The 26,492-nt window shown below is 45.4% G+C and carries 16 protein-coding genes; 15 read left to right on the forward strand and 1 reads right to left on the reverse strand.

The features are described from left to right. The first annotated feature begins 6 nt into the window (after positions 1–6). From BMX56_RS04100 to BMX56_RS04170, 15 genes are all read left to right on the forward strand, one after another. Entirely contained in the window at positions 7–1,095 is a 1,089-nt protein-coding gene (locus BMX56_RS04100; RefSeq protein ID WP_255369765.1) for an NAD(P)H-dependent flavin oxidoreductase, read from the forward strand. 4 nt (positions 1,096–1,099) lie between these two features. Beyond that, complete coding sequence (locus BMX56_RS04105) at positions 1,100–1,939, forward strand: SDR family oxidoreductase (RefSeq protein ID WP_090641110.1); 840 nt, start codon at positions 1,100–1,102, stop codon at positions 1,937–1,939. A gap of 244 nt (positions 1,940–2,183) precedes the next feature. Then, the gene (locus BMX56_RS04110) at positions 2,184–2,765 is read left to right on the forward strand and encodes an RNA polymerase sigma factor (protein WP_090641698.1); all 582 of its coding nucleotides are present in this window, start codon (positions 2,184–2,186) and stop codon (positions 2,763–2,765) included. Positions 2,766–2,840: 75 nt separating this feature from the next. Next, complete coding sequence (locus BMX56_RS04115; RefSeq protein ID WP_090641112.1) at positions 2,841–3,992, forward strand: FecR family protein; 1,152 nt, start codon at positions 2,841–2,843, stop codon at positions 3,990–3,992. A gap of 228 nt (positions 3,993–4,220) precedes the next feature. Further along, the gene (locus BMX56_RS04120) at positions 4,221–7,490 is read left to right on the forward strand and encodes a TonB-dependent receptor (protein WP_218152373.1); all 3,270 of its coding nucleotides are present in this window, start codon (positions 4,221–4,223) and stop codon (positions 7,488–7,490) included. A 19-nt stretch (positions 7,491–7,509) separates the two neighbouring features. Beyond that, on the forward strand, positions 7,510–9,132 hold the full coding sequence (locus tag BMX56_RS04125; RefSeq protein WP_090641114.1) for a RagB/SusD family nutrient uptake outer membrane protein: 1,623 nt from the start codon (positions 7,510–7,512) through the stop codon (positions 9,130–9,132). Between the two features lie 48 nt (positions 9,133–9,180). After that, a complete protein-coding gene (locus BMX56_RS04130) occupies positions 9,181–10,542 on the forward strand; it encodes a BNR repeat-containing protein (protein ID WP_090641116.1) in 1,362 nt (453 codons plus the stop codon). After that, complete coding sequence (locus BMX56_RS04135; protein ID WP_090641117.1) at positions 10,539–11,768, forward strand: DUF2264 domain-containing protein; 1,230 nt, start codon at positions 10,539–10,541, stop codon at positions 11,766–11,768. The genes BMX56_RS04130 and BMX56_RS04135 overlap by 4 nt, the downstream gene beginning before the upstream one ends. A gap of 609 nt (positions 11,769–12,377) precedes the next feature. After that, positions 12,378–13,634, forward strand: a complete 1,257-nt coding sequence (locus BMX56_RS04140) for a glycoside hydrolase family 88 protein (RefSeq protein WP_090641118.1) — start codon at positions 12,378–12,380, stop codon at positions 13,632–13,634. Continuing rightward, positions 13,635–15,530, forward strand: a complete 1,896-nt coding sequence (locus BMX56_RS04145) for a glycoside hydrolase family 97 protein (RefSeq protein ID WP_090641120.1) — start codon at positions 13,635–13,637, stop codon at positions 15,528–15,530. It begins immediately after the preceding gene. 99 nt (positions 15,531–15,629) lie between these two features. Next, entirely contained in the window at positions 15,630–16,577 is a 948-nt protein-coding gene (locus BMX56_RS04150) for an ROK family protein (protein WP_090641122.1), read from the forward strand. Then, positions 16,567–17,799, forward strand: a complete 1,233-nt coding sequence (gene fucP, locus BMX56_RS04155) for an L-fucose:H+ symporter permease (RefSeq protein ID WP_090641124.1) — start codon at positions 16,567–16,569, stop codon at positions 17,797–17,799. Before BMX56_RS04150 ends, fucP begins: the two co-directional genes overlap by 11 nt. 32 nt (positions 17,800–17,831) lie before the next feature. Next, positions 17,832–19,460, forward strand: coding sequence for a glycoside hydrolase family 43 protein (locus tag BMX56_RS04160; protein WP_218152374.1), 1,629 nt, complete (start codon positions 17,832–17,834; stop codon positions 19,458–19,460). Positions 19,461–19,473: 13 nt separating this feature from the next. Further along, positions 19,474–21,141: a hypothetical protein gene (locus BMX56_RS04165; RefSeq protein ID WP_090641127.1), complete on the forward strand. Its 1,668-nt coding sequence runs from the start codon at positions 19,474–19,476 to the stop codon at positions 21,139–21,141. A 57-nt stretch (positions 21,142–21,198) separates the two neighbouring features. Then, complete coding sequence (locus BMX56_RS04170) at positions 21,199–23,214, forward strand: alginate lyase family protein (protein ID WP_090641704.1); 2,016 nt, start codon at positions 21,199–21,201, stop codon at positions 23,212–23,214. A 51-nt stretch (positions 23,215–23,265) separates the two neighbouring features. Here the strand turns inward: BMX56_RS04170 and BMX56_RS04175 are convergent, their stop codons facing one another. Further along, a complete protein-coding gene (locus BMX56_RS04175; RefSeq protein WP_090641129.1) occupies positions 23,266–26,439 on the reverse strand; it encodes an ATP-dependent helicase in 3,174 nt (1,057 codons plus the stop codon). Positions 26,440–26,492: the final 53 nt, after the last annotated feature.

The following is a 26,492-nucleotide window of genomic DNA, read 5'->3' on the forward strand; positions in this document are numbered from 1 at the left end:
TTAAAGATGATGTGGTACCAAACAAAAGCATCCCAAATACTGGGTATCCAATACCCTATCCTGCAAGGGCCATTCGGCGGCAACCTGTCGTCTGTTGAGCTGGTGTCAACAGTATCTAACGCCGGCGGGCTTGGTGGTTACGGAGCTTACACGTTAAGTCCGCAGGAAATAATCGAAGTAGATAAGCAAATCAAAACGGCAACCAATAAGCCCTACAATATTAACCTGTGGGTTTCGGATACAGATGCCGTGAACGGTACTGTTTCAGACGAGCAGTTTAAACAGGCCGAAGAATTATTCAGGCCTTATTTTGATGAGTTGGGAATTGCCCTGCCCCAAAAACCTATGGTGTTTACATCGCGTTTTGAAAATCAGGTCGAAGTTATCCTGCATCAAAGGCCGCCGGTATTTAGCTTTATGTTTGGCATCCCATCTGCCGATATTCTTGAACAATGCCGCCGGCTGGGCATTGTTACCGTAGGCGCGGCAACTACGCTGGATGAAGCCATAGTGCTGGAATCAGCCGGGGTCGACCTCATTATCGCTTCCGGTTTTGAAGCGGGAGGACATCGCCCATCATTCCTGGCACCGGCAGAATCATCTACCACCGGGACTTTTGTTTTGCTTCAACTGATTAAGGAGAAGGTAAAAACCCCGGTTATAGCTGCAGGTGGTATTGCCAACGGAAAAGGTGTTGCCGCCGCGTTGGTACTTGGCGCAGATGCCGCACAAATTGGTACCGCGTTCCTGGCAACCGATGAATCGAATGCTACTGCAATCCACCGGCAAATGCTGTTTTCTGATGCGGCTAAGTATACCGCCTTATCGCGAGCATTTACCGGGAGATTGGGCAGAGGCATAACCAGCCGCATTGCAAAGGACCTGGTGCATAAGGAAAAAGGTTTTCTTCCCTTCCCGCTACAAACACAGTTTATGGCGCATTTACGAAAAGCCGCTATCGAACAGGAAAAATGGGATATGATCCTGTTCTGGGGTGGGCAGATAGCGCCGGTGCTGAAACATACAAAGGCCGCCGAACTGATGAAGTCTATATTGGAAGAAACCACAGTGTATTTTGACCATTTAAAAGTATGATATCATGAACACTTCAAAAGTATGGTATGTAACCGGGGCCTCCCAGGGATTGGGGCTGACCCTTGTAAAAAAGCTGCTTGATCGTGGCTACCGGGTGGCCGCAAGTTCGCGCGATGCCAGGGCGTTAAGCCAGTCCGTTGGGTTGGTAGACAAAGAGCGTTTTCTTGCGCTGGCTGTCGATTTAAATAACCCGGATTGTATTGATGAATCGATACAACAAACGCTGGGCGCATTCGGACGGATTGATGTGGTAGTTAATAATGCCGGCTACGGAATGGCCGGAACCGTGGAAGAAATAGCCGAACAGGAGATCAGGAATATTTTTAATGTTAACGTGCTGGCAACCATAAATGTGGTACGGGCGGTACTGCCGGTAATGCGTAGTCAAAAATCGGGCTATATTATAAATATCGGTTCGGTGGCCGGTTTTGTGGGTGCCCCAGGCTGGTCTGTTTATTCGGCCACCAAAGCTGCGGTGGCTGCTTTTTCGGAAGTGATTGCGCTTGATGTAAGAGAATTTGGAATAAAGGTTACTGTAGTCGAACCATCAGGCTTCCGCACAGGTTTTTTAACCAAAAACTCACTTTCCCTAACAGTCAGCAAGATAGAAGGCTATGAAGCCGTAAGAAATACGCAGGACCGTTACCTGTCCATGAACGGACAGCAGGCCGGGGATCCCGATCGCGCCGCGGAGATATTTATTGAATTAGCCGAAACTCCGCAGCCGCCGATGCACCTGTTTCTGGGGAACGATGCCTATAATAGGGCATCAGAAAAACTGGCCGCCATGTCTGCAGAATTAGAACAGTGGAAATCCACAACTATCGCGGCCGATTTTAAATAACAATACTACTTAACTACAGTTTTTTGTTTTAAAGCAATATCCGGTTCCAGTTTCATTTCTCATCTGGTGATAGAGTGGAATACTACTTACTACTTTAAGCCAGGCGTTTGTGAAAACCGATAGGTTGAGCCTTGCCGGCATGGAAAAAAAGAACCTTCTTGTAAAAAGACGGGGAAGGTCACGATGGTTTACACGTATTGCAATTTTTGTAAAAAATGCATTACATTCGTTAATTAAACCAGTTATGCCCCTAAAACGGTTGCTTATTGACCAGGAGTTGATAGCGTTGTTAAAAAACGACGACCGGGAGGCCTTTGCCGAAATTTATAAACGGTACTGGACGGTAATGTATATGCATGCGCTGAAAATGCTCCGCGACGAAGATGACGCCAGGGATATTATACAGGAAACTTTCACTTCGTTATGGCTGAAAAGGGAATGCATAAGCTCAGACGCTAATTTAGCCGGTTATCTTTTTATATCGACAAAAAATAAGGTGCTTGACCTAATAGCGCGCAAGCGGGTACGGCTGGATTACCTGGATTCGTTAGCCGCCTTTGCCGAAGCCAATAGTAACCAGACGATGGAGCGGATAGAGGAAAAAGAAATAATGGAAGCGCTGGAAAAAGAAATTGCACAGCTTCCCCTTAAAATGAAGCAAATATTTGAAATGCGGGTACATCAGCACCTTACTTACAAAGAAATTGCCGACGAACTCGATATATCCGACAAAACCGTTAAAAAACAAATCAGCAACGCTATCAGGATAATCAGGCCTAAGCTTAACCATCTTTCGGCAATCGTTTTAATTTTGTCGGGATTATAATTTTTCACTTTTTTTTAATTTTATCTACTACTTCATCCCTGGCTGGCCGTTTCATTAAATAACAGCCAATAAACCATGACCAGGGAACAAGCACAGGAATTATTAAATAAGTATCAACTCGGCAACTGCACGCCCGAAGAACAGCAAATGCTGGATAACTGGTATTTGCACGAAGCCGATAAGCAACCTGTAGCCGAAGGGCCGGCCGATCCGTTAATGGAAGAGGAGTTGATGTGGAACAGGATTGTTGATGAAATTCCCGAAACTGCCAAAATCCGGCACTTTAAAAAGTGGTACTCTATTGCTTCGGCTGCTGCCATCCTTGTTTTTGTTTCATTTGGCGCCTATCTGTTTATTAAAAAACGGCAGGCACCTGCGCAGCTTGTCCATCGGTCTAACCCTAAAAATGATATTTTGCCTGGCGGTAATAAAGCCATACTTACCCTGGCAAATGGCAAACAAATTACTTTAACCGGCGCCCGCAACGGCACCCTTGCTGTACAGGGCGCGGTAGCAATTAATAAAACTGCCGATGGAAGAATTGTTTACGATTCATCTGAAAAATCGAGATCTGATGAGGCGGAATTAAATACCTACAACACCATGACTACGCCCCGCGGCGGCCAATATTGGGTTGTTTTGCCCGATGGCAGCCGGGTGTTGTTAAATGCGGCTTCTTCGTTAACCTATCCAACCACATTTAGCGGCACCGAGCGTAAAGTTGAGCTTACCGGAGAGGCCTATTTTGAAGTGGCGCATAACGCTGCCAAACCGTTCAGGGTTTACAGTAAATCGCAAATAGTAGAGGTGCTGGGCACACATTTTAACATTAATACCTACGATGATGAGCCGGCCATTAAAACCACGCTGCTTGAAGGTAAGGTAAAAGTAACATCAACCGCTAAAAATCAAACCCGGATATTACAGCCAGGGCAGCAGGCTTTTTTAAATGCGCTTGCATTTAATGTAAGTGATGTTGATGTAGATGAGGCCACTGCCTGGAAAAATGGACTGTTTGTTTTTGAAAGTAATGATATACAGCAAATTATGCGGATGGTATCCCGGTGGTACGACGTAGATGTGGCATACACCGGCAACCTGCCCTCCGACAAGTTCAGCGGTTCTGTATCCAGGTTCAGCAATGTTTCTGAAGTGTTGAATACGTTGCAGCTTACCCGGAAAGTGCATTTTAAAGTATCGGGTAAAAAAATATCCGTATCGGAATAAATTATAACCAAGCCAATAAACAACCAATATAATAATCTAAAAAACCGAGAAAAAAATGAAAAGAAAACTACGAACGTAACCCTAAAAACGGGACTTAAAAAAAACGTGAAAGTGTACCACCACTTCCACGCCAAAAATTTGAGTTAACCCGTTAATCTGTTCGCCGTTCCGGCGCATAGAAAAATTATTTGTCAATAAACCTTGTTTTAACCCAAACTATTCAAAAGTATGAAAATATCTACTTTTAACATAGGTATGCCCAAACTATGCATACCTCAAAAGTTATTATTAGTTGTGAAAATAACTGTACTCCTTTTTTTTGTCGCTATTATGCATGTCAGCGCTTCATCTTATGCGCAAAACATTAATCTTTCGGCAACAAACGCACCATTAAAAAAACTCTTTAAAGAGATCAGGAAGCAAAGCGGCTACAACTTTATTTATACCGAAGGTATGATGAAGGATACCAGGCCGGTTAACATTCATGTTAGTAATGCTTCTATCGATGTTATACTCGATAAGGTATTTCATGATCAGCCGCTTTCCTACACCATCAGCAACAACACCATTGTAATTAAGGAAAAGGACAGCCAACAAACCAGTAATGCGATAATAACCATTACCGGTACCGTTAAAGACGAAAAAGGCGAACCTTTGCCAGGTGTTACGGTAGCAGTTGAGGGTATAGCCAATGCCACATCAACCGATTATAATGGTAAGTATACCATTAAGGCTAATGCAGGGCAAACTTTGGTGTTTTCATTTATTGGTTATAAAACTGTAAAAAGGCTTATCAATAACGAATCCCTGATAAATGTCTCTTTAGAGCCGGCTTCAAGGGATTTAACCGAGGTGGTTGTGGTTGGCTATGGTACCCAAAAACGGTCGGATATAACTGGTGCGGTTGCATCGGTACCAAAAGCCCGTTTATCGGAGTTGCCGGTTACCAACGTACTGCAAGCTTTAGAAGGTGCCGTGGCAGGGGTTACCATAACCAATACATCATCTGTACCGGGGGCAGTGCCTGGCTCAATAGTGAGGGGACAAAACTCCATTAATGCGGGTACCGGCCCGTATGTGGTTGTAGACGGTATCCCGCTTAGTAAAACCGGCGGCTCACTTAACGATATCAACCCTAATGATATCGCTTCTATGGAAATATTAAAGGATGCATCGGCAGTTGCCATTTACGGAACCAATGGCTCCAACGGGGTTATCCTGATCACTACCAAAAGAGGGAACAGCGGCAAACCCGTTATCCGTTATAGCGGTTATGCTGGTATAGAAAATCTTGCGCATATCCTGGAGCCGCGCGACCCGGCATCTTATATTCAAAAGTATGCCGATTACCTTTCGCAAACAGGCCAAACACAAACCAGCCCGGTGCCAAACAGCTCCGAGCTGCCTAATTACCAGGCAGGTAAAACCATTGATTGGGTTAAAGAAACTACCCAGCAAGGGGTAATGCAAGATCATAACCTCAGCGTTTCTGGTGGTAGCCCCGATGTTAAATATTTTATATCGGGCGATTACATGAAGCAAAAAGGCGTGGTAAAAGGTTACCAGTATAACCGGGTAAGCATCCGCTCAAACCTTGATGTGAATGTTACCAATTTTTTAACTGTTGGTATGTCATCCTTTTTTTCCAACAATAATTACGATGGCGGCAGGGCCAACCTGTTATTCGCTACAGCCATGAGCCCCTATGGTAATTTATATAATGCCGATGGTACTTATACCATTTACCCTATGGCGCCCGAATTGTTGTATACCAATCCCTTATTGGGTTTAACTACCGACCAGGTAAACCGCAGCGTGAACTTAAATGGCAACGGCTACGCCGAGATTAAATTTGGCGGCGTACTTAAAGGGCTGAAATACCGGGTAAACGCCGGCTACACCTATTTGCCAACCCGTGTTGATAGCTACAGCGGCCGTTTGGCAAATACGCCTTTGGGCTCGGCCAGTGCTGCAAGCTCCGAAACAACGGCCTATACTATCGAAAACCTGTTGTACTACAACAAGGACATCGGCAAGCACCACTTTGATTTTACGGGTTTATACAGCGCGCAGCGCCGCAGGTATTTTACGTCCACAGCAGCAGCTACTGGTTTCGTAAACGATGAACTTTCATTCAATAATATTGGTGCAGGTGCAACACAAACCTCGTCGTCATATTCAGACAGGTATGCGCTTAACTCGCAGATGGGGCGTGTCAACTATTCCTATAACAGCCGTTACCTGTTCACGGTTACCGCCCGCCGCGACGGATCGTCGGTTTTTGGCGCTAATACTACCAAGTATGGTGTGTTTCCATCGGCAGCACTTGGATGGAACATTAGCCAGGAAAACTTTTTGAAGGATTCAAAAATAGTTAGCAGTTTAAAATTGAGAGGCTCATACGGAAAAACCGGCAACGAGGCAATAAGTGTTTATCAAACCATTACAACAGATGGTACTGTTCGTTCGCCGTTTAATGGGGTAAGCACTATTGGGGTACAGGCCAGTAACCTGGGCAATGCCAACCTGCTTTGGGAAACCACGGTGGGAACCAATATCGGGGCCGATTTCTCCTTATTTAACAGCCGAATTAACGGATCGGTTGATGCTTACAAAACGCGCACATCTGGTTTGTTGTTAAAGCGGAGTCTTCCGGCTATTACCGGTTATTCGTCAGTATGGGATAATATTGGCAAAGTGGCCAACAAGGGTATCGAGGTTACGTTGAATACAAAAAACATTGATGGCAGGGATTTCCGTTGGGAATCAAACATTGTATATGCTATAAACCGTAATAAAATTGTGAGCCTTTATGGGGATGGGAAAGATGACATAGGCAACAGGTGGTTTATAGGTAAGCCTATCAGCGTAATATATGATTACAAAATGACAGGCGTTTGGCAAACAGGCGAGGATGCCTCCAAACAAGATCCGGGTGCAAAACCAGGCGACCTGAAATTTGCCGATACCAATGGCGATGGCAAAATTACTGCCGATGACAGGGTTATCCAGGGGCAAACTACGCCAAAATGGACCGGTGGTATTACCAATACTTTTCACTATAAGCAGTTTAACCTGAGCATATTCATACAAACAGCACAAGGTATGCTTAAAAACAATGCCGATTTAAACTATGCTGATGAATCGGGCAGGAGGAATACACCGGCGGCCATAGAATACTGGACACCATCAAACGGCAACAACTCGTTCCAGTCTTTATCTTATACCAATACCCGGGGATACGGCTATCCGCGCGATGCCAGCTACACCCGCATTAAAGATGTAACATTTAGTTACGTTGTGCCGCAGGTACTGTTAGATAAAGCGCACATCAACGGCTTAACGTTTTATGTAAGCGGCCGAAACCTGCACACTTTTACCAAGTGGATTGGCTGGGATCCTGAAAATAATTATTCGACCAGGGGATCCGGCGATTGGACAAACAATTATCCAACTACCCGCACATTTGTTTTTGGTGCCAACATTTCATTAAAATAAACTGATAAAAGATAACGATATGAAAAAGTATTCAATTATAGTGGCTTCTGTATCAGTGCTTATTATCGCATTTGCATCCTGTAAAAAGTCATACCTGGCCGAAAAGCCTTACTCCTCATACACCCCGCTAACGCTTAACGATTCATTGGGCTTTGAAGCCGCCGCCGTGGGCCTTTATAACTACGAAAGTACTATTTTAACCTATTCAAGCGCCCAGGGCTGGCCAAGCGTTTGGCAGGTGGGTACCGATGTGGCCAATGCTACTGCAAACCAGCAAGGTATTGAAGTGCCATATTATAATTATGCACAGCTTACACCAACAGATGGGGCAGCTTCATATATCTGGGGTAAATATTACGCGTTAATTAACAACGCCAACATTATTATCAAGGCCGTTGAAGATCCGTCGAACACCAAACTTACCGCCAAAGGCAAAAACATGATAGATGCCGAAGCCAAGTTTTTTAGGGCATATGCCTATAATAGCCTGGCTACATTATTTGGCAAAGTGCCATTGGTAACGGCCCCGCTTGCTGCGCCGAAAACAGATTTTGTACGTGCCCCGCTTGATCAGGTCAACAATCTTATTATAAGCGATCTTACGTTTGCAAGCGCAAACCTGGCTGACTTAAATGCAGGTACATCTAAACTAAACGTACAGGGCAAACCTGTGGATAGGGCCAATAAATATATGGCCATGCAGCTTTTGGCCGAAGCTTACCTGCGTATGGGTAAAAATGACCTGGCCGAGCAACAGGCGCAGGCAGTTATCAGCAGCGGTAAATTTAGCCTGATAAGCAGCCGTTACGGTGTAAGGGCAAGCGGCGCCGGCGATTATTACTCAGATATGTTTGTGTACGGTAACCAGCGCCGCAGCCAGGGCAACTCTGAAGCTATATGGGTTATTGAACAGGAAAATCCAAATTCGGTAGTCGGTGGTAATACAGATAATGCCCAGCAACGCCGTGTGTGGGGAGCTGCTTATTACAATATCAGCGGCATGGTAATTTGCGACTCGCTTGGCGGCCGTAGTATTGCAAGGTTAAGGTTGAGTAATTGGGTGTTGTACGGTTTATATCCAACAGGCGATCTACGTAACTCGCAATATAGTATCAGGAGGCGTTATTATATCAACAACCCGGCCGCTGCCAACTTCGGCCAGCAGGTGCCTTTTACAGGACCGGATACCTTGTATAAAATATGCCCAAGCATAACCAAATGGGGCGCGTTTGACCCTAACGATACCTTTGGCTATGCCATGATTAAAGATTTTATGATGATGCGGCTGGGCGAAACTTACCTGTTGCTTGCTGAAGCACAGGTGAAGCAAAGCAAAACAGCCGAGGCAGCAAACACCATTAACGTTTTGCGCACAAGAGCGCAGGCACCGCAGGTCACCGCCAGCCAGATGACGCTGGATTTTGTACTTGATGAACGTGCCCGCGAATTGATTGGAGAGGAAAACCGCAGGATGACGCTGATGCGTACCGGAACCCTGGTTGACCGTGCAACACGCCTCAATTCAAATGACGTACAGCACCCCACAACCGGCCTGGCAGCAAAAAATTTGCTGCTCCCTATCCCTTTATCAGAAATTCAACTGAATAAGGATGCAGTTTTAGAACAAAATCCGGGTTATTAATATAATCATAGTGTGTGGCGGTGTATATTGCCGCACACTTTACTACTTATGCTTTTTAACCGCCTCAAACATTCCCTGTTTATAGTTTTACTGATAGGTAGCTTTCTGCATTCAGGTGCGCAAACTTACCCGGTAAAAGTTAGTACCATCGGCCCCGGGTGGGCTAATAACTCGGTGAATACAGTTATTTTTCGCAAAAACTCGCTGGTTACTTTTAAAGGCGAGCAATATGCCGCCTATTATGATCAGCAGCAGGTATTAACTCTGGCCAAAAGAAAAAGCGGGTCAAATAAATGGCAGGTTGCTGCCACAGCCTACAAAGGCGATGCTGCCGATGCCCATAAAACCATCAGCATTATGGTTGACGGGGCAGGATACCTGCATGTGGCCTGGGGCTTGCATAATGAGCCATTAAACTATGCTGTGGGCATTGCGCCCGGCAGCATCGCTTTATCGGCAAAAAAATCAATGACCGGCATCGCTGAAAACCGTGTAAGCTACCCTGAATTTTATAAGCTGCCCAAAGGCGATTTGTTATTTCTTTACAGAAATGGAGCGTCTGGCAATGGCAACCTGGTTATTAACCGGTACCTGGCAACAACCCAAAAATGGGTAAATGTGCAAAGTAACCTTATTGACGGCGAAGGTAAACGAAATGCTTATTGGCAAATGGCCATTGATAAAAAAGGATTTATACACCTGTCGTGGGTATGGCGCGAAAGCCCTGACGTGGCCAGTAACCATGATATGTGTTATGCGCTGTCAAAAGATGGCGGTATAAACTGGGAACGCTCAACAGGGCAAAGGTATAATTTGCCAATTACCGCCGCTACTGCCGAACACGCTTGCGAAATTCCACAGAAAAGCGAGCTTATTAACCAAACATCTATGGTTATTGACGACGAAGGCAGCCCATTCATAGCCAGCTACTGGCGCGAGGAAGGGCAAACGGTTCCGCAATATCATATTATCTATAAAAATAATGGCCGGTGGGCCAACAGTAACCTCAATTTTCGCAAAACCCCTTTTAGTTTAAGCGGAATGGGCACAAAGAGTATCCCCATATCACGCCCGCAGGTAATTGCCTGGAAACAGGGTAAAAATATGGCCGCGGCCTTAATATTCAGAGATATAGAACGGGGAAATAAAATTTCTGTCGCGCTTACCGGTAACCTGACCGCAAATAAGTGGACGGTTAATGATTTGTCGGCTTTTACCATCGGCGCCTGGGAACCAACTTATGATACCGAACTATGGAAGGATAAAAAGATACTTAACCTGTTTATACAAAAAGTAGTACAGGTGGATGGTGAAGGGCAGGCCAATATTACTGCCCAGCCGGTACAGGTGCTGGAGGTGGATTGTGCTTCAATTCTGTCTGCGACTTTAAAGAAAAAACAACTGCTATGAAAAAATTATTGTTTTTGCTTTGCATAATGTTATTGACGCTTAACCTATGGGCGCAAAAAAATATATCAAACGGCCTTGCCGACAGGAAACTGTGGCTGGCGTACATGGATAAAATAGCCCGGCCCGTAATATCAAACCTGGCCGAAGATAAGCTGAAGCAAAATATGCCGGTTAGTTTATCTGATCATATAGATAATAAGGAAGGGCGTTCAAAAGTAGCTTACCTGGAAGCGTTTGGCCGCACCTTAAGCGGAATTGCTCCCTGGCTTAACCTGGAAGGGGGCGATGCCGCTGAAGTAAAACTGCGTAACCAGTACCGCGCATGGGTGTTAAAGGCGATAGCCAACGCGGTTAATCCGCAGGCTAAAGATTATTTGCAATGGAATGGCGGGCAGCCTTTGGTTGATGCATCGTACGTAGCCTTTGCGCTTGTCAGGAGCCCCTGGTTATGGGAACACCTGGACGATAATGTAAAAAAACAGGTGGTTGATGCCATGAAGATAACCCGTAACACGGTGCCGGTTTACTCCAACTGGATCCTGTTTTCGGGGATGATAGAGGCTTTCTTTTGTAAATACGATTTAGGGGACGACCCTTTACGTACCGAATATGGTATCCGCGAATTTACCCAGCACTGGTATGTTGGCGATGGCCTGTTTTCTGATGGGATGACCTTTCACCTGGATTATTACAACAGCATTGTGATACAGCCCAATTTAGCCGCCATGCTACAGGTGCAGGGCGAAAAAAAGAAGAACTACCAACACGAGCAGGAGCGCGTAAAAGCCATAGGCCAACGCTATGCTGAAATATTGGAACGCTTAATTAACACCGATGGCAGTTACCCGGCAACCGGCCGCTCAATAGTTTACCGGGCAGGGGTTTTTCATCATTTGGCCAATATGGCTTATATTAAACAACTCCCGGCATCATTGGCACCGGCACAGGTACGTTGCGCTTTAACCGCTGTTATCAAAAAAACATTGGAGTCGCCCGCTACATTCACCGCGGATGGATGGCTCAATATCGGCCTTTACGGCAAACAACCCGGCCTGGCCGATTTTTATATTACTACCGGCAGCTTATACATTTGCAGTAATGTTTTTGTACCCCTTGGCTTGCCCGAAACGGACGAATTCTGGAGCGCCCCACCCCTCAAATGGACGGCAGTTAAAATCTGGAGCGGAGAAGATGTAAAAGCCGATCACGCCCTGGATATGAAGTAAAGAAAGGGCGGGCATCTAAACTGGGTTAACATAACTTAACACATTTTAATTTTATTTATTATAAATAACTGATAATTAACATATTGTAAATATGCATGGTTAACACTAAACTGATGTTTGTGCATTTAAGCGCATCCAAATGTTTGTGCCTGTTGTTGGCCAAAACAGGTGCTGAAGCGACTTGGCTCGTTTGACCAGGATCAGCTTCTTTACATCATAAGCTTATTCCGTTAGCTATTATTAAATGACAGATCATCGTCGCTAAATATTTAGATGCGTTTGCCCTGAAAGAAAGAGGAAGATATTTGACAGAAATAACGGCAACGATATTAACTTAGCTCATGCTGTTGCTTGTTGAAGCCAGGCCGCATTCCCGATAATCATTTTTTTTGCCAAATAGACTTCTTCTCCCCCTTATTTGACCTAATGCACCCCCCTGCGGGTTTTTGTTTTAAACTACTTTCGAAACTCAATTATAAATGGTTGCTCCAATTTTGTTTGCGCTCGGCGGCAGATCGTTTTAGCAATTAGCAGATCGGCCATTTTTACAATTAACAACATAGGTGTCTGCCGAGACGGAGTACAAAAATTGAGAACCAATAAAATCGTATGAAAAGGAATTATCTAAAAAAACGTTTCGATACCAAAGCGCTGTACAAAATTTTATTCGTCCTGATGCTCTCGGGTGCCGGATTCGGGGCCCATGCTCAAAAAAGCTTGCAGGTACTACCCAATATAAACTATTGCGTAGCCCAGGCGCAAAAAACACTAAGTAATATTCCGGCAAATGGGAATAACCTGCCTCGTAATATAGATAAAGGCAAAACAGACTGGCGATATGTAAATTCCCAGGATTGGTGCAGCGGTTTCTGGCCCGGCATTTTATGGTATCTGTACGAAGGTACCCACGATGAAAAATGGAAAACAGCAGCTGACAAATTCACACAGGAATTAACCCCAATTTCCCAACACAGTGGCTTCGACCATGATTTGGGTTTTATGATATTTAACAGTTTTGGCAATGGGTACAGGCTAACGGGAGACTCAGCGTATAAACAGGTTATATTAAGATCGGCAGATTCATTGGCCACTTTGTTTAACCCCAAAGTGGGTACTATTTTATCGTGGCCGCCAATGGTTAAAAAAATGGGCTGGCCCCACAATACCATTATCGATAACATGATTAACCTCGAGCTGTTATTCTGGGCCTCAAAAAATGGCGGCAGCAGGCATCTATATGATATTGCGGTTAAGCATGCCGAAACCACCATGCACAACCACTTCAGGCCCGATTATACTTCTTACCACGTAGTGGTATACGATACCATTACCGGGAAAAAGATAAAAGGCATAACTCACCAGGGTTATGCAGATAACAGCATGTGGGCCAGGGGGCAATCATGGGCGATATACGGTTTTACCATGTGCTACCGCGAAACCGGGAAAGCGGAGTTTTTAAACTTTGCACAAAAAGTAGCAGATGTGTACCTGGGCCGTTTGCCCGCAGATTTGATCCCCTATTGGGATTTTGATGATCCGGCTATCCCCAATGCTGCTAAAGATGCCTCGGCAGCATGTGTAACGGCTTCTGCATTGTTGGAGCTATGCACTTTTGTAAAAGATAAGGCCAGGGCAAGGATTTATCGGCAGAAGGCCGAAGCTATGTTGCAAACGCTTTCCTCGCCGGCTTACCAAAGCCATAATGTAAACAACGCTTTTTTACTGCATGCTACCGGGCATCACCCCGCCGGGACAGAAATTGATGCGTCAATTATTTATGCCGATTACTATTATTTGGAGGCCTTGTTAAGATTGGATAAATTACAACATGCCAAAGCTGCTTACCGTCAATATAAATCGCACTAAATGAGATATTTTATATTAGCTGTAGTTTCATTTATCACGTTAGCTGCCAAAGCGCAAAACACGGCGACGGGTGCTCCCCTGGTAATTCAATCGCCGGGTAAAAACCTGACCTTGAAGTTTTATCAGAAGCAGTCGGCCGATAATAAGCGGACCATGTATTACCAGGTAACTTACCAGGATAAACAGGTTATAGGCGAGTCGGTGCTGGATATTCAGCTGGATAACCAGTTGTCAGAAAAAGCGATGGCGCTGAAGATAGATCAGCATAAAAACTGGTGCGAAAACCTGGTGATAAAAGATATAAAAACCACCACGCATGATACCAGCTGGATCCCGGTAAATGGCGAACGCAGCCAGATAAGGGATCATTATAATGCTGCCGATATCACCTTGGTGAAGGATGATAACCCAATGTATGTGATGCAGGTACAGGTTCGGGCTTATGATGAAGGTGTCGCCATTCGCTATTATTTCCCAGAAAATGAAAAAGGAACGTATTACAACGTCACCGCCGAAAATACCGGATTTAGTTTCCCGGCAGGTACCCAGGCCTGGTTTGCCAACTGGGCCCAGGCACCTTATTACAAGCTGCCACTGGCTAACTGGCCCGGTGAAAGCGAACGCCCGCTTACATTAGAGCTACCCAACGGGCTGTTTGTAGCGCTTGGCGAAGCGCAATTGGTTGATTATGCCCGCACCAAATTCAAATTAAGCGACGATAAGCCAAATACCCTTGTAACGTCTATGTTTGGGGGGGCACAAATCGTGTCGCCGGTTGGTACACCCTGGCGCGTAATTATGGTGGCCACAACTCCGGGCGATTTGATAACGCATAATTACATAATGCTTAACCTGAACGAACCATCTAAAACAACAAATACTGATTGGATAAAGCCAGGCAAAATTATGCGTGTAATGACTCAAACTACTGCCGATGCCAAAGCCAATATCGATTTTGCTGTAAAACATAAGCTGCAATACATACTATTTGACTGGAAATGGTATGGGCCGGCATTCAGCTTTAATTCCGATGCGACAAAAGTGGCTATACCTGATTTTGATTTGCCGGGCATTATTCAATATGGCAAGGATAAAGGCATTGGAATATGGCTATACGTTAACCAGCAAGCGTTGCTGGTGCAAAGCGACAGCCTGTTTGCTGTATATAATAAGTGGAGGGTAAAAGGCGTAAAATTTGGTTTTGTACAGGTGGGTTCGCATCGCTGGACTACCTGGGTAGAGAAAGCCATTCAGCAGGCGGCGGCCAGCCATATAATGGTTAATATTCATGACGATTGGCGCCTCACCGGCGAACAACGTACATGGCCCAACCTGATGACAGCCGAAGGGGTACGCGGCAACGAAGAAATGCCCGATGCAACCCACAATACCATATTACCTTTTACCCGCTACATAGCCGGCCCGGCCGATTATACTATTTGTTATTTTGATAAACGTATAAAAACAACCCATGCGCATCAGCTGGCATTGGCCGCCATTTATTACAGCCCCCTGCAAACGCTTTACTGGTATGATAAGCCATCGGCAGAGCATAACGAACCCGAACTGGAGTTTTGGGACAATATTCCGACCAGTTGGGACGAAACAAGGGTAATACAAGGTAAACCGGGGGAATATATTACTACTGCCAGGCGCAAAGGAACGGAATGGTTTGTAGGTACCATTACCAATAACAAAGCAAGAACTTTGAACGTGCCGCTCACTTTTCTGGCCCCGGGCAAAAAGTACAGGGTCAAAATATATAGTGACGATGCCTCCGTGGCTACAGCTACGCATGTGCGGGTTAGCAGTAGCGTGGTTAGTAGTAAAACAGTGTTAAACATTAGTCTGCAACCATCAGGAGGTGAGGCAATGCATATAGAAGAAATTAAATAGAAGCTAAAAGCAGAATGCACAAAGCTTAAAGCAGACTCTTTGATAAAGAATATATGTGAAATTAATTAACAGATCCTATATAAATGAGCATAATCAATAATGAGTTTTACAGTAACACCAGACCGCGACATGTCAATTGAAAACGTATTTACACCATATATTTTAAGCGCGGATATTGGCGGTTCACATATAACGGCAGCAATATGTAATTATAAAACAAACACGATTGTTGAACAAAGCCAGGTAAGGATTGATATTAACAGCCAGGGTTCGGCGGCAGATATTTTATTTGCCTGGAGCAATATATTAAAACAGGTTTTAGAAAGGGCCAATGTTCATATATCAGGCCTGTCGCTGGCCATGCCGGGGCCTTTTGATTACCACAATGGAACCTCGTACATCAAAGGGCTCAATAAATACGAATCTATCTACGGTATTAATATTAAATTTCACCTGGCCAACACATTACAAATACATCATAAACGCATTAAATTCCGGAACGATGCCGAAGCTACTGTTGCAGGCGAATGCATTGCAGGAGCGGGAAAGGGATATAAAAATGTGATGGGGGTTACCTTGGGGACAGGTTTTGGATCGGCACATTTCATTGACGACGAAATAACTGATTTGAATTTGGGTAGTTTATCATTTAAGGAGACCATCGCAGATGATTATTTATCAACCCGGGGATTTGTAAAGCGATATCATGAACTATCGGGCCAATCAGTTAAAAACGTAAAGGAGCTTGCTTTTATAGCCGATATGGATGTGGTTGCTAAACAGGTGTTTGAAGACTTTACCGAAGACCTAAGTAGTTTTCTCGAACCTCATATCCTGGCCATATCTCCGCAATGTTTAATCCTATGCGGTAATATAACCCTTGCGTCCGACCTTTTTTTGCCGGCTTTAAAAAGTCGGTTACCAAACACCACTATTGAACTTGCCCGGTTAGGGGAGTACGCGCCGCTTATAGGGGCTGCCAATTTGTTTAAGCCAGTTGAAAAAGCCGTAGCTTCAGTTAAAAAAATCAAAATCAATGACCAATAAACCAGCTTTTACCGAAAAGAAATTTATCGTGACGTTTGTTTTCGTCACCTCCCTTTTTTTAATGTGGGGATTGCTTCATTCCATGAGCGATGTATTGAATAAACATTTCCAGGATGTATTGAACGTTTCCAAATCACAGTCAGGGCTAATACAACTGTCTGTTTTTGGCGCCTATTTTGTCATGAGTATACCTGCAGGGTATTTTTTAAAGAAATACGGCTATAAACCGGGTGTTATTTTGGGTCTGATGCTGTTTGCCGTTGGCACCTTTTTATTTGTGCCCGCAGCGAATGCGAACTCATTTAACTTTTTCAGAATAGCCTTGTTCATTTTAGGTTGCGGTATGGCCACGCTGGAAACGGTAGCGCATCCATTTGCAGCATCTTTAGGCGATCAGCGCACCAGCGACCAGCGTATCAACTTTTCGCAGTCATTTAATGCCATAGGCACTATTATTGGTCCCGCCCTGGGGGCGTATTTTTTTTTCCGTACAGCGGGTGAACACTCTACTGATTTGTCGTCGGTTAAAACATTATACGTTGGTATAGGGTGCGTAATTGTATTTATTGCTATTGTTTTCTTGTTTCTTAAAATACCTGTATTAACTGCTCCCCATATAGGAGTATCGGAAGTGGACGCCGATGCAGTAAATGTAGATGTCGCCCCAACAAAAAAGCTATATGAGCACGGTCATTTTGTATGGGCTGTTATTTCGCAATTTTTTAACGTAGCCGCGCAGGGCGGTACCTGGGCCTACTTTATTAATTACGGGCACGATGTTATGGGTTTCAGCAATGAAACCGCCGCCGGGTATATGAGTGTTTTTATGGCCATGATGGCTGTTGGTCGTATTATAGGAACTTTCCTGATGAGATTTATTGCCCCCAGTAAGTTATTGGCCGCATTTGCTTTAGGAAATGTTATTATGTGTATTGTAGTTGCCCAAGGCCATGGATGGATATCATATATCGCGTTAATGATGATCAATTTTTTCTTCAGTATCATGTTTCCCACTATTTTTAGTCTTGGCCTTAAAAATCTGGGCAAACATACCCAGCAAGCTTCTTCCTTTATTTCTATGGGGGTAGTTGGCGGAGCATGCTTCCCGTTGCTGATGGGGCTTATTGCCAACCATAATGTGGCCAAAGCCTATTACCTGCCAATAATTTGTTACGTGGTGATCTTTTTGTTCGGTGCAAAATTTTATAAAGTGAAACATTGATGCGGTTCAAATTATACATATTATTCTTGAGCATGCAGGCATGCAGTCAGTTTGTTATAGCGCAACAGGGGCATTTACAGGGCGCAACAGCTGAGGGCCCTGTGTCTGAAGTTTGGGTAGCAGATCAGGGGAACGGCACTTATAAGAACCCTGTTTTGTACGCAGATTATTCAGATCCTGATGCCATACGGGTTGGAGATGATTATTACCTGGTTGCTTCAAGTTTTAATTGTATGCCGGGCCTGCCTGTTCTTCATTCTAAAGACCTGGTTAACTGGAAGCTGATCAATTACGCGTTAAAAGAGCAAGTTCCCGAAACTGTTTATGATAAGCCACAGCATGGCAAGGGCGTTTGGGCGCCCAGCATCCGTTTTCATAAGGGCGAGTTTTATATCTATTACCCCGATCCCGACTATGGCATTTACATGATTAAAACCATAGATCCGGCGGGCGTTTGGAGTAAACCGCTGTTGATTTTGCCGGGCAAGGGAATTATTGACCCCTGCCCGTTTTGGGACGATGATGGGAAGGCCTATTTGGCGGTAGCCTGGGCGGGCAGCCGCGCCGGTATTAACAGTTTGCTAACCATCTTTCGGCTAAATGCCGAAGGGACAAATGTTATGGATGATGGTAAACACGTTTACGATGGTCATGACAAGAATCCCACTATAGAAGGCCCCAAACTATATAAACGTAATGGCTACTATTATTTGCTGGCGCCGGCAGGCGGTGTAGCCACCGGATGGCAGCTTGCATTGCGGTCGAAATATATCTATGGGCCATATGAGGCTAAAATAGTGATGAACCAGGGCCGAACCGCGGTGAATGGTCCACACCAGGGTGCGCTGGTGCAGACACAAACCGGCGAGCCCTGGTTTATTCATTTCCAGGATAAAGGGGCTTACGGCAGAATACTCCACCTGGAACCGGTAAAATGGATCAATAACTGGCCGGTAATTGGTAAAGACGACGATGGTGATGGCATCGGAGAGCCCGTACTTACCTATAAAAAGCCATATGCAGGTAAAACCTACCCGGTAATAACTCCGGCTGAAAGTGACGAGTTTAATGCAGATCGGCCTGGTTTACAATGGCAATGGCACGCTAATCCCAAAATACAATGGAGTGCATTAATCCCGGGTTCGGGCTATCTGCGGTTGTTTGCTTTTCCAACAGAACCGGGTGTGGCTAACCTTTGGCCTGTGCCTAATCTGTTGTTGCAAAAATTTCCGGCTGCCGATTTTACGGCAACAACAAAGGTTAATTATAAAGTGGAATGGGATGTATGGCAAAGTAAAAAAGCAGGTTTACTTATTATGGGGAATGACTATGCCTATCTATCTGTTTCCAAAGATGAAAAAGGGTTTAAAATAAGCCACGTAATTTGTAAAGAGGCATTAAACGGCAATACAGAACAGGTTGTGGCCGAAAATAGGATCAATCAATCTGCTGTTTATCTCAGGGTTCATGTAAGTGCGCCTGACGCCCGGTGTAGTTTTAGTTACAGCGAGGATGGGGCCAATTTTAAAGAAATAGGAACATCATTTACGGCCCTGCCCGATAAATGGATAGGAGCAAAAGTAGGCCTGTTCTGTATTGGCAAACCGGATGTGCGCACGGGCGGATATGCCGATTTTGACTGGTTTAGGATAACACCATAAGCCCTTATTCAGGATGATTTTAAAAGTACATGGTGAGGTGAAAAGGAGCAACAAAATAAGAGCATTTTTGTGGATAGCTAAGATAGTTCCTTTGCTGCTGGCTATTTTTGTGTCAATTAGCTCCAAAGCCCAGGATAGTCCGACTCTGCATGTTTATCAATATAGCGTGAAGGTTGGTGCCCGGACTGCCTTTTTATGGATACCACCGGATTGCAAACGGGTTAAAGGAGTAATAATATCCCTGGCCAACTTGCTTGAACGTAACTGGCTCGAGGATTCGTTGATACGCCGAACAGCGGCAGAGATAGGTTTAGGCATTATTTGGATTGGGCCGGGGCAACGGAACGACCAATCTTTAACTGCCGATATGAAGCCCGGCATGGAAATAGTTTTTCAGCAAATGATGGATAACCTGGCACAGGAGTCGGGCTATTATGAATTGAAAAATGCGCCGGTAATACCAATGGGGCATTCGGCCAACGGGCATTTTGCCTGGACCTTTGCAAATGCCTTGCCCGAACGAACAATAGCATGCATCCCCGTAAAAACCGTTCCCCTACCTGATTCCCTGAAATTTAAAAACATTCCGCTTTGTTACATCGTAGGCGAGACTACCGAGTGGCCTCAATACCGTGTGCCCGACCCGGCCACCCAACCGGGCGACCGTGACTTTTATTGGCCGGTGGTAAAACAAACCGCATTAGCTTTACGTGCCCGTGATGCCGGTAACCTGGTTAGTGTGGTGGTAGATCCCGGCGGAGGGCATTTCGATTGGTCTGCCCGTCTGGCAAATTTTATTGCCTTGTATATCCGTAAAGCATGTCGGTTCCGTTTACCTGAACAAGGGCAACTGGTTTTAAAACCGGTTGAAAAATCATCGGGCTGGTTAACCGGTGCCGGCGGCATGGAAAAAGAGACGTTTTTACCGGCTCCTCATAACTCATTTAAAGGCGGAAGCGACAACGGCTATTGGTTTTTTGACCAGGAAACGGCGATAGCGGCTATGAAATTTGAAGGCGACCGCGCAAAGCGCAAACGGCAAATGCTTACGTTTATACAGGATGGCCGGTTATTACCGGTAGCCAAACTGGGTTATGCCGATTTGAAGTTTGAACCGGAAGAAGATGGCGTTTCTTTCCGGCTAAAAGGAGGTTTTTTACCGGAAATGCCACCAGAACTTATTGGCGCAGGTCAAAAACTGGGTCACGCATCGGGGGCAATTAATTTCAGGGTGATTTCTGGCCCGGCGGTACAAACCGGGCCATCGTTATTCAGGTTACAGTTTGATAGGATGGGAATGGGCGGCGAGCTTTGGATACAGGAAGAAAATGCCGGCGATGCGGCATATCGCCACGCTGTACAACCCGGCAAGATGAACATCCCTGCCAAATTAACAATTGGGAAGCCCCAGGCAATAACCTTTCAGAAAATACAGAATGTTAAATTTGGCACGAAAGAATTGGCTTTACATGCCACCTCAGATTCGGGATTGCCTGTGGGTTATTATATTATTTCGGGGCCGGCATACGTGGAAAACGGTATAGTTAAGTTCACCCCTGTTCCGCTCAAAAGTAAATACCCGGTAAAAATAAACATCGTGGCCTATCAGTGGGGGAGGATAACAGGGCCTTTGTGGCAATCTGCCACACCGGTTGAACAAACCTTTTATATATCCAGGTAATAAGACATGAGCTTTTTGAGTATTTACAACAAAGAGATTATCTATAATAAGAACACAATGAATTATCTAAAAGGACTATGCTTACTATTATGCAGTTTTTTATCAGTATGCTTATCCGGACAGTTACAGGCGCAATCATTCATTCATCCAGGCTTGCTGCAAAATGCGCAGGATATAGCGCGGATGAAAGCGGCTATACTGGCGAAGCAAGAACCCGTATATAGCGGTTTCCTGGTTTTTCAGGCCCATTCTCAGTCGCAAAATACCTATCATATGCAGGGCCCTATGGAGATGGTAGGCAGAAATCCAACAGTTGGGCAGGGTATATATGACGCTGATGCTAACGCTGCTTATCAGGATGCATTGATGTGGGCGCTTACCGGCACGCAATTATATGCTGATAAAGCCATCGAAATAGTTAACGCCTGGTCATCAACATTAAAATCAATAACCGGGCGGGACGCTGTGTTAATGGCCGGCCTTGGGCCCTTCAAAATGGTGAACGCTGCCGAGATACTGCGGTATACCCACTCGGGCTGGTCGGCGGCGGATATTGAAAGAACAGAGAGCCATTTCAGGGAAGTGATTTACCCGGTTATCAAAGATTTCGCGCCATTTGCCAACGGCAACTGGGATTCTGCAGCTATGAAAACCATGATGGCGATTGGTGTTTTTTGCAATGACCGCCCCATATTTGAGCGGGCTTTACACTATTATATTAATGGCGCGGGCGATGGCAGCCTGCTTAATTATATTATTAATGAAACCGGGCAGTGCCAGGAAAGCGGGCGCGACCAAAGCCACACCCAACTGGGCATAGCGCATCTGGGCGATTGTGCTGAAATGGCATGGCACCAGGGATTAAACCTGTATGCATATGCCGATAATCGCTTACTAAAGGGGTTTGAATATACAGCTAAATTTAACCTGGGCCAGGATGTGCCTTATGTGCCTGCAATGGACATGACCGGTAAATATTGGCACCAGCGCATCTCGGTTGAAGGGAGGGGAAGGCTAAGGGCTGTATATGAGCAAATTTATAACCATTATGTTAATCGCATGGGCTTAGCCGCGCCTTATACCCAGGCGGCAGCTGAAAAAATCAGGCCCGAACAACAGGGGCTCCCGGGTGCCGATCATGTAGGGTTTGGAACATTGCTTTACTCCAGGACGGCAGGTAGTGATGATATAAATACTATTCCCGCTGCCCCGGCAGGGTTATTGGCCCAAACAACATCAACAAATGGCAATACAATTAGCTGGGTGGCCTGCAGGGGAGCAAATTATTATACCTTAAAAAGATCAGAACAGAAAAACGGGCCTTATACGGTTTTAGCCGGCAATATCACTGGTTTGTTATACCGGGATACAAAGGCGCTGCAGGGACGAACTTATTATTATACCGTGTCTGCTTCTGATAAATCGGGCGGGAGTGCGAACGCGTACCCGGTTAGTATTACAACTGGTTTTCCAATCAAATGGAAAGCGGCGGATATTGGAAGTAATGGCGAACCGAAAGGTTCGGCGGTATTTGATGGCCGGCAATTTACTATAACATCCGGGGGAATGGGTATCGATAGTGTGCAGAACCAGTTTAAGTTTATATATACAACTTTAAAACCTAACGGAACTATCACAGCCCGGTATGTGCCGCAGGTTAGTTCACAATTTTCCGGTTTTGGCCTGGCCATCCGCGAAGGACTGGAAGATAGTGATATACAGGCAGCTTTGATAGTAAAGCCGGAGCTTAATGGGCAGCCCGAATCACCAGGCTGGCATACAAAGCTCCTTTTTCGCGCCGCTAAGGATAGTACTATAAAAGATATTGCATCGGGCCCTGTTTTGTCGGAACCGGTTGTTACTTTCAGCCGTCTTACCGGTTATTACTGGCTCCGGTTGCAACGAAAGGGAGCAATAATTTCTGCTTATTCATCTGTTGATGGAAAAAACTGGATAAAAACAGGCTCAGTAGTCATTCAAACAAAAAATCAACTATTAGCAGGTTTAGTCGTTTCTTCCGGTTTAGCATCTGTCCCTACTGTAGTCAAATTCGATCAGGTTATGGTTTATTAAGCGGCAATATTGTGTAAGTCCAGATTAGGACAAATCACAAAAAATAATTTATCATATATCTTCTTCCTCTTCGCTCACCGCGTTTAAAACCACCTCAGCCTGTTTAAAATTCGTTTTTACAAAATGGCACCAGTCGCATTCCTTTTTGCCGCAGCCGGTGCTGAATTCGTGGGCCATAATTTTGGCGTAGGTATCGGTGATCTGGTCCGTTACCATTTCAATATCTGCCGGGCTAATCACGTATTTTTCCCGGTAATATTCGCCTTCGCTTACGGGCTCTACAAAATCAAAAATGGTGTCGATAACTTCCCAGTCGTTGGTGCGGTCATGGTCGACCAAAATTTTGTAAAATACGCCCTGGCGCCAGTAATCGCCGCCCATGGGGGCATCAAATGTAGGCCGCAACAGTTTGTCTTTGGCGTTCCGTACTTTCCCTGTTTTATAATCAACCACGGTAACGTTTTTACCGTCGAACTCCATTTTATCCAGGTTGCCTTTAATAGGGACACCGTTTATCTCGATGTTTTTGATCGATTTTTCGGTTACGGCTATTTTGTTCCAACCGCCTACGTTTTGTTCATAATAAGGCGGCAATATCTTCTCGCCGTAGGCCAGGCGTAGCTTATATTCATCTTTGGTGAACGAATCGCGGTTGCGGGCCATATACCATTTAAATTCGTTCATAAATTGCTCGGTCGACAGGAACTCGTTTTCGTTTTCCTTTAACAGGCGATATGTTTTATTCAGTGCCCAGTGTACCGCCTGCCCAAACGTGGCCGACGGACTTTTACCCGATGGCACCCGGATTAAACACTGAAAATAAAACCGCAGCGGGCAATCAAGGTAGTTGTTTAAATGCGTTACCGATAGGGTGTAGCTTTGCAGCAGCTGGTTAATGTAGTTTTTATCCAGCAATTCCACCTTTGGTTTTTCTATCTCGCTAAACTGGGTGGCAATAAAATCGACCATGGTATCAGCGGGCACCTTGGGGTATTGCAGTTGGGTATCGGTACTGGCTAAAATTTCGCCTATAAACTGGCTTGCTTCCTGGTCTTTCCCTTTTTTATCCTTGCCGGCGTATGATATCATAAGGCATTGTTTGGCACGGGTAACCGCCACATAAAACAAGCGACGGGCCTCTTCCTTCTGGGCAGTATCGTCAGATACGGCGCGGGTGAGGGTATCTGGCAAGCTAAACCCGCTGTTACGGCCTTTGCTGTCCCAGGTGCGTTTGTCGCAACCTATGAAGAATACGTGCTCAAACTCCAGCCCTTTGGAGCCATGGGCAGTTAAAAAGTTAACGCCGTTATCGCTGAAGATCACTTTGTTCAAATCAAGCCGGATGCCGTTCTTTTTCATCAGATCGATGGTGGCTATCAGGTCGGATAATTTGATATCGGGATTCTTACGGCTTTCATCCTTTAAAAAATCGAAGAAACTGGTGAGCATCTGCATGTAGGCGCCTTTATCCTCTTGCTGCATAATATATTTCAGGATGCCCATTTTGGCAATCACATCCTGGAAAAACGCCTGCAGCGTTGAATTTACGGCCGATTTAAGCAAATTATCAATATTATTCATGAGATACCTCATCTCCATGTACTTATCCGGCGCAAACAAATCTGGCTGCGCGGGCGGCCGCAACTCGCTAATGTAGCGGCGGATGGATGTTTTAACCTTATCGCGGCTGTTGGCAGCAAAGTTTTCCTGCGATACCGCTATGCTGGCCTTGGCGATTTCTATGGGTGCTATATTAAAGAAATCATAGTGCAGGATCTCGAATAGCAGCTCATCACCGCTATAAGGCGAATCCAGTTCCATCATGAGGTAGCTCATGATATTGATGATCTTTTCGCCAAAGGGCTGGGTGAGGATATCTATTTTACGCTTGGTGTTCACCGCTATTTTTTTCACCTCCAGGTATTGGATCATTTCCTCTACCTGGCTGTGGTTGCGGTAAATCACGGCTATCTCGCCGGGCTCGGTGCCCTTGTCAATCAACTGTTTTATTTGTGCCGATACATCTACCAGTTCCTGGTCGGGGTTTTCGTACTCGCGAATCAGCGGCTCAATTGCCATGTCCGTGAAGCGCGGATGGGAGGCCTGCAAATCCTTATCCAGTTTAAGCTGCTTGGTTAAACGCTCCTGGTTGTTGTCAATCAGCGCTTTGGAGATATCAAGTATGTGCTGGTTCGACCGGTAGTTATGCTTCAGCACCACCGTTTTAAGGGTGCTCACATAATCGCTTGCAAAATCAAGTATGTTGCTCATGTTGGCACCCTGGAACTTGAAGATCGACTGATCATCATCGCCAACCACAAACACGTTGGGCACATCCCAGTAGTTCAGCAAAAAGCGCAGCAACTCGTTTTGCGATCCGCTGGTATCCTGGAACTCATCTACCAAAATATACTGGTAGCGCTCCTGGTATTTGCGTAATATCTCTTCGTTATCACGGAAAGCACGCAGCACCCAAATGATCATGTCGTCATAATCATAACGGCCCTTGGCTTTCATTTTAACATCGTAGTTCTGGTACTCACGCACGGCGGCAACCAGTTTTTTCATCAGGTCATGCGCGGCATCAATATCCTTTTGTTTGGGGTCGCCTACCTTAATGCCGGTTTTGGAGTTGGCCCGTTTGTACACAAACTCCTCGCGGTTAGGGATGTCGTCAAGGTATTCCTGCACGGCTGTCTCGATCATAACCGCATCCCAGTTCTCGCGCTTCATGGTGCTGAACAGGTCTTTCAGGCGTTTGGTATCGTAATGCACATCGCCGGTAAAACGTTTCAGCAAATGGTCATTATCAAACTCATCCACCAATTCGCGAAACAGCATGGCCGATTCCAGGTCGGACAGCGACTCCAGATTCAACTTGCCAAAATATTCGAGGTTTTCCTGGATGATCTCGTTACAAAAGGCGTGGAAAGTGTAGATGTTAATGCGGTAAGCATCCGGCCCAATAAACTCAAACAAGCGCTTGCGCATGGCTACGGCCCCGGCATCGGTATAGGTAAGGCACAGGATTTCGCTGGGCAGGGCATCGGTATCGGTTAATATTTTGCCAATACGTGCCGCCAATATCTGTGTTTTGCCTGTACCCGGCCCGGCAACTACCAAAACCGGCCCGTCCATTTTATTTACGGCAGCCAATTGCTCGGGGTTTAGCCCGGCTAAGGCAGATTGGAATTTATCGTTGTATTTGTTGAAGTTGGATTGCATAAGCCCTCTTTAAATCTCCACTTGAAGGGAAGATTTGTTTCGTTTTTCAAAAT

The sequence above is a fragment of the Mucilaginibacter sp. OK283 genome (assembly GCF_900110415.1).
Lineage (GTDB): Bacteria > Bacteroidota > Bacteroidia > Sphingobacteriales > Sphingobacteriaceae > Mucilaginibacter.